The sequence below is a fragment of the Dietzia sp. Cai40 genome, from assembly GCF_014145165.1.
Lineage (GTDB): Bacteria > Actinomycetota > Actinomycetes > Mycobacteriales > Mycobacteriaceae > Dietzia > Dietzia natronolimnaea.
Genome location: NZ_JAALEB010000299.1, coordinates 1 through 5,379, shown reverse-complemented (window position 1 = coordinate 5,379; position 5,379 = coordinate 1). Strand labels below are relative to the sequence as shown.

Annotated in this window: 5 protein-coding genes; 2 read left to right on the top strand and 3 right to left on the bottom strand. The window is 71.0% G+C overall.

Features of this window, described 5'->3' with window-relative positions; all coding sequences use genetic code 11:
• Positions 1–9: 9 nt before the first annotated feature.
• Positions 10–1,464, top strand: coding sequence for an FAD-binding oxidoreductase (locus G6022_RS11690; RefSeq protein WP_182691610.1), 1,455 nt, complete (start codon positions 10–12; stop codon positions 1,462–1,464).
• An 11-nt stretch (positions 1,465–1,475) separates the two neighbouring features.
• On the top strand, positions 1,476–2,750 hold the full coding sequence (locus tag G6022_RS11685; protein ID WP_182639316.1) for a class I SAM-dependent methyltransferase: 1,275 nt from the start codon (positions 1,476–1,478) through the stop codon (positions 2,748–2,750).
• Positions 2,751–2,844: 94 nt separating this feature from the next.
• Here G6022_RS11685 and G6022_RS11680 read toward each other — a convergent pair whose 3' ends face one another.
• The 3 genes from G6022_RS11680 to G6022_RS11670 form a co-directional block, all read right to left on the bottom strand.
• Positions 2,845–3,705: an anti-sigma factor gene (locus tag G6022_RS11680; RefSeq protein ID WP_017837406.1), complete on the bottom strand. Its 861-nt coding sequence runs from the start codon at positions 3,703–3,705 to the stop codon at positions 2,845–2,847.
• Positions 3,702–4,283, bottom strand: a complete 582-nt coding sequence (gene sigK / locus G6022_RS11675) for an ECF RNA polymerase sigma factor SigK (protein ID WP_042329923.1) — start codon at positions 4,281–4,283, stop codon at positions 3,702–3,704. The genes G6022_RS11680 and sigK overlap by 4 nt, the downstream gene beginning before the upstream one ends.
• Before the next feature lie 74 nt (positions 4,284–4,357).
• On the bottom strand, positions 4,358–5,379 hold a 1,022-nt coding region (locus G6022_RS11670), incomplete at its 5' end, for a molybdopterin-dependent oxidoreductase (RefSeq protein WP_182639317.1).

Below are 5,379 nucleotides of genomic sequence, written 5' to 3'. Positions count from 1 at the left end.
CATGGTCGTCTGTCCGGATCGCTGATCGTCGGACCCCGGCGCCACGAGGAGGGTGTTAGTCGACTCCTGGCCAGTTTCGAGGCGGTCCCCGTCGGTGAGCCCGTCCGGCTGGCCAAGAAGACGTCCAACCTGTTCAGGCCGCGCGCCTCGTCGTCGTCGCCCGGTCTCGACACCACCGGTCTGACGCGCGTGGTCTCCGTGGATCCGGACACCCGCACCGCCGACGTCCAGGGCATGTGCACGTACGAGGACCTGGTGGACGCCACCCTGCCGTACGGGCTGATGCCGTACGTGGTGCCGCAGCTCAAGACCATCACCCTCGGTGGTGCGGTGACCGGGCTGGGCATCGAGTCCAGCTCCTTCCGGCTGGGGCTGCCCCACGAGTCGGTCCTGGAGATGGACGTGCTCACCGGCACGGGCGAGATCGTCACCGCCCGCCCCGACGGCACGGACCGGGAGCGCGAGCTGTACCGCGGGTTCCCCAACTCCTACGGCTCGCTCGGGTACGCGGTGCGGCTGCGCATCGCGCTCGAACCGGTCGAGCGGTACGTCGGACTGCGCCACGTCCGGTTCGACTCCCTCGCCGCGCTGACCGACGGGCTGGCGCGGATCGGCGAGTCCGGGTCGTACGACGACGAGGAGGTCGATTTCCTGGACGGGGTCGTCTTCTCGGCGGGCGAGTCCTACCTGACGCTGGGCCGGCGGACCGACGAGCCCGGCCCCGTCTCGGACTACACGGGGGTGCGGGACAAGCAGGCGATCTACTACCGGTCGATCCAGCACGGCGGCCCCGCCGGCTCGGTGGCCCGCGACCGGCTGACCATCCGCGACTACCTGTGGCGCTGGGACACCGACTGGTTCTGGTGCTCGCGCGCGTTCGGGGTGCAGAACCCCGGCATCCGCCGGTGGTGGCCGCAACAGCTGCTGAGGTCGTCGGCGTACTGGAAGATCATCGGCCTGGACCACCGATACGACCTGGGCAACAGGATCGGCGCGCTCAAGGGCGAGGGCCCGCGGGAGCGCGTGGTGCAGGACGTCGAGGTGACCATCGACCGGACCGAGGAGTTCCTCGAGTGGTTCCTGCGGGAGGTGCCCATCGAGCCGCTGTGGATCTGCCCGCTGCGGCTGCGTGAGTCCACGCCCGCGCCGGGTGTGGGCGGCGGCCCCGGCTCCGACCGGCCGTGGCCGCTGTATCCGCTGGCGCCGGAGACCACGTACGTCAACATCGGGTTCTGGTCCTCCGCGCCGATCGAGCCCGGCATGGCCGAGGGGGCGTGGAACCGGCGCATCGAAGAGGAGGTCTCCCGGCTCGGCGGGCACAAGTCGCTCTACTCCGAGGTCTTCTACTCCCGCGAGGAGTTCGACCAGCTGTACGGCGGCGAGCACGCGGCACATCTCAAGACGCGATTCGATCCCCGGGGCCGCTTCGCGACCCTCTATGACAAGGCGGTGGGTGCACGGTGACAACGGACAGGATGACCATCGGCGAGATCGTCGCCGCGTTCGCGACGGGGGAGCCGCCCCTGCGGATCGAGGCCTACGACGGGTCGGCGTTCGGCCCGGAGAACAGCGAGCTGGTGCTACGCCTGACGAGCCGGAGGGCGCTGCAGTACTTCGTCACCGCGCCGGGCGACCTCGGACTTGCCCGCGCCTACCTCATGGGCGAGCTCGAGGTCGACGGGGTGCATCCCGGTGCGCCGCATGACGTGTTCGGCGCGCTCGAGGTCTTCCGCAAGACCATGACGCACACGCCGGACCTGCGGACGATGGCGCGCATCGCCCGCTCGATCGGGCGCGAGAATATCACCATGCTGCCGATTCCCGAGCAGGAGGTGCCCGCGGCGTGGCGTCGCGTCGCGCACGGCATGCGCAGGCACTCCAAGAAGCGGGACTCGGAGGTGGTCAGCTACCACTACGACGTGTCCAACCGCTTCTACGAGTGGATCCTCGGGCCCTCCATGACCTACACCTGCGCGTGCTACCCCGACGCCGGGGTCTGCCTGGAGGAGGCCCAGGACAACAAGTACCGGCTGGTGTTCGACAAGCTCGGACTGAAGGCCGGTGACCGTCTGCTCGACGTGGGCTGCGGGTGGGGCGGGATGGTGCGGTACGCGGCCGCCCGGGGGGTCCGGGCGATCGGCGTGACGCTCTCGCGCGAGCAGGTCGAATGGGGACAGGCCGCGATCCGGGACCAGGGGTTGGGGGACCTCGCCGAGGTCCGCCTGATGGACTACCGCGACGTCCCCGAGCGTGACTTCGACGCGGTCAGTTCCATCGGCATCACCGAGCACATCGGGCGCAGGAACTACCACGACTACTTCACCCGGCTGCACGGCTACCTGAGGCCGGGGGGTCGGCTGCTCAACCACTGCATCACCCGGCCGGACAACTCGCGCTCGGTCAAGGCGGGTGCCTTCATCGACCGGTACATCTTCCCCGACGGCGAACTGGCCGGTGCCGGGACGGTCCACCTCGAGGCGGAGAACGCCGGGTTTGAGGTGGTCCACGAGGAGAACCTCCGCCAGCACTACGCGTTCACGCTGCGCGACTGGTGCGCGAACCTGGTCGAGCACTGGGACGAGGCCGTCGACGAGGTGGGCGAACCGATGGCCAAGCTGTGGGGGCTCTACATGGGTGCCTGCCAGTACGGCTTCGAGCACAACAAGATCCAGCTCCATCAGATCCTGGCCGTCCGGCTCGGCGACACCATGACCTGGGACGTTCCACTGCGGCAGTGGTGGCGGCCGTGAGCCGCCGGGCCTGAGCGGCCGATCCCGCCCGGACACCTTCGGGGCCGGGTCGCGCCCCTCGGGCCAGGATGCGCGCTCGGGCCGGGTCGCTCGCTCAGGCCAGGTCGAGGGCCAGCAGTACCTCACCCGTGGGGGCCGGGGAGCCGCCCGCGGGCTCCTCGGTGATCCCGATCTGGGCGGAGTTGCGGATCCCGCTGAGCTCGGCGGAGGGCGACGGGCCCACCTCGCCGGACTCCATCGTGCCCGCCGGGATCGGGTCGTGGTCCGGACCCATCAGCCACAGCTGGTAGGCGCGGCCCTCGGCCGGCTCCGGGATCCCGGTCATGGAGATGACCGCCATGTCGGCCGTCTTGGACGCGAGCACGGTGGCGCTGCCGGTGCCGCCCACCTGACCGCGCGAGACCTCGAGGTCGGGCGCCGTGAGCAGGGACGTGACCTCGTCCGGCATCGTCGCGGCGGGCGGGGACGCGACCGGGAGGTTGTCCTCCGGTCCCGCGTCGCCCGTCAGTCGCCCGATGGTCACCCCCGCGGCCACCAACACGATGGCCGCCGCCGCGGTGGCGAGGAAGGTCCAGGTCCCGGGGCGCCGGCGTTCGCGCATCCGGCTCAGGTCGACCACCGCGGCGCCCCCGGTGTCACCGGTGTCGTCGGCATCCGGGGTGGGCGCATCGTGTCCGGTCCCGGCCTCCGCCGTGACCAGGTCGAGCACCCTGGTGCGCAGGGATGGCGGCGGCGGGACGTCGAGGTCGGCGTCGGCCACCAGATCGGCCACGACCTCCCGCGTGGACCGGATGTGGGCCAGCATCGAGCTGCGTTGATCCGGGGTCGCGGCGACGAGCGCCTGCTCGACGGCGTCCGCCTCCTCCTGGTCCAGCGCGTCCAGGGCGTAGAGGTCGAGGTCCTCGGGATGAACCGTGTCCGGGGACCCCGGGTGATCGTGGTGTCGGACGGTCATGACAGCTCACCTCCCAGGCAGCTCTTGAGACGGCGCAGGCCGTCGCGGATTCGTGACTTGATCGTGGGCAGTGCGGACCCCAGCTGGTCGGCGACCTCCCGGTAGGTCAACCCGGAGAAGTACGCCATCTCGATGGACTCGCGCTGGTTCTCGGTGAGTTCCCCGAGACATCGACGGATGTCCGCGGCGTCCTCTTCCCTGGTGATCTCCTCGGTCACCTGGTCGGCGATGTCGCCGGAGTGCGTGATCCCCGCGGCGGCGTCCGCCTCGTCGCGCCGGGCCGCGGAACTCTCGGACCGCACCCTGTCCACCGCACGCCGGTGTGCGATGGTCAGCACCCAGGAATGGACCGAACCGAGCTTCGGGCTGTACCCCGAGGCCTGCTTCCAGACCTGGAGGAACACCTCCTGCACGGTCTCCTCCGCGTACCCGGGGTCGCGCAGGACGCGGAGCGCGAGACCGTGCACACGGGGCGCCATGAGGTCGTAGAAGCGGGCGAAGGCATCGAGATCCCCGGCCGCGGAGAGCTCCAGGAGGCGCCCCGGATCGGCCAGCGACGGGGCGGTGGGCTCGGACACGGTGGACAGTCTAATGCGCGGTGGTCCGAACGCACGGGACGGGCGGGTGGTGAGGAGGGGTGTGTCGAGGACGGTCATGTTCCCGACACCCGGAACGTGCGGTTGTGCCAGCCGGTGGCTCCGGTGGGGATCGGGGGTTGCCGTGTCTCCGTCTGCACCTCACCGGTCGAATCGGTCGCCCGGACGGACACCGTGTGCAGGCCGGGTTGGGCGTCCCACGTCCACGACCACATGCGCCAGGTGTCGATCGAGTACTCCTCGGCCAGCGTCGCCTCGTTCCACGGCCCGTCGTCGACCTGCACCTCCACCCGGTCGATGCCCCGGCGCTGGGCCCACGCCGTCCCGGCCACCACGACGGGGCCGGGCTCCAGCTGGGCCAGGGGGGCGGGCCTGTCGATCCGGCTCGCGGTGAGGATGGGTCCCCGCTCACCCCACCCCCGGTCGGTCCAGTAGGCACTGGCCCGGTCGAAACGGGTGACCTCCCAGTCCACCACCCACTTGGTCGCGGAGACGTAGCCGTACAGGCCGGGAACGACCTGCCGGACCGGGTACCCGTGCTCGAGCGGCAGGGGTTCGCCGTTCATCCCGACGGCCAACAGGGCGTCCCGGCCGTCCGTGAGGGCCTCGAGCGGGGTACCCGCCGTCCACCCGTCGACGGAGGTCGAGAGCAGCATGTCGGCCTCGGGAAGGGGGCCGGCCTCGGCGAGCAGCTCGGCGATCGGGAAACCGGTCCAGGTCGCGTTACCGGCGAGGTTGCCCCCGACCTCGTTGGACACGCAGGTCAGGGTGACGATCCGGTCCCGGAACTCCCTGCTCGTCAGGGACTGCCAGTCCAGTTCGACCTCCCTCTCCACCATCCCGTGGATCCGCAGTCGCCAGTCCGCGGTGGTCAGCGCGGGGACGCGCAGCGCGGTGTCGATGCGGTAGAACTCCTCGTTGGACGTGACGAACGGGGTGACCCCGGGGGCATCGGGAACGATCCCCTCCGGGACCGGTGGGGCGGCGTTGCGGCTCAACACCCGTGGCAGCTGGAGGCCCGTGCGCTCGGCGAGCGCGTCGGCCGCGCGGCGGGTCAGTGCCACCCCGGTCGCGCCCG

Coding starts and splice junctions, on each gene's coding strand:
- G6022_RS11680 (WP_017837406.1), bottom strand. CDS start 3,705: ATGACCGTCCGACACCACGATCACCCGGGGTCCCCGGACACGGTTCAT.
- G6022_RS11685 (WP_182639316.1), top strand. CDS start 1,476: ATGACCATCGGCGAGATCGTCGCCGCGTTCGCGACGGGGGAGCCGCCC.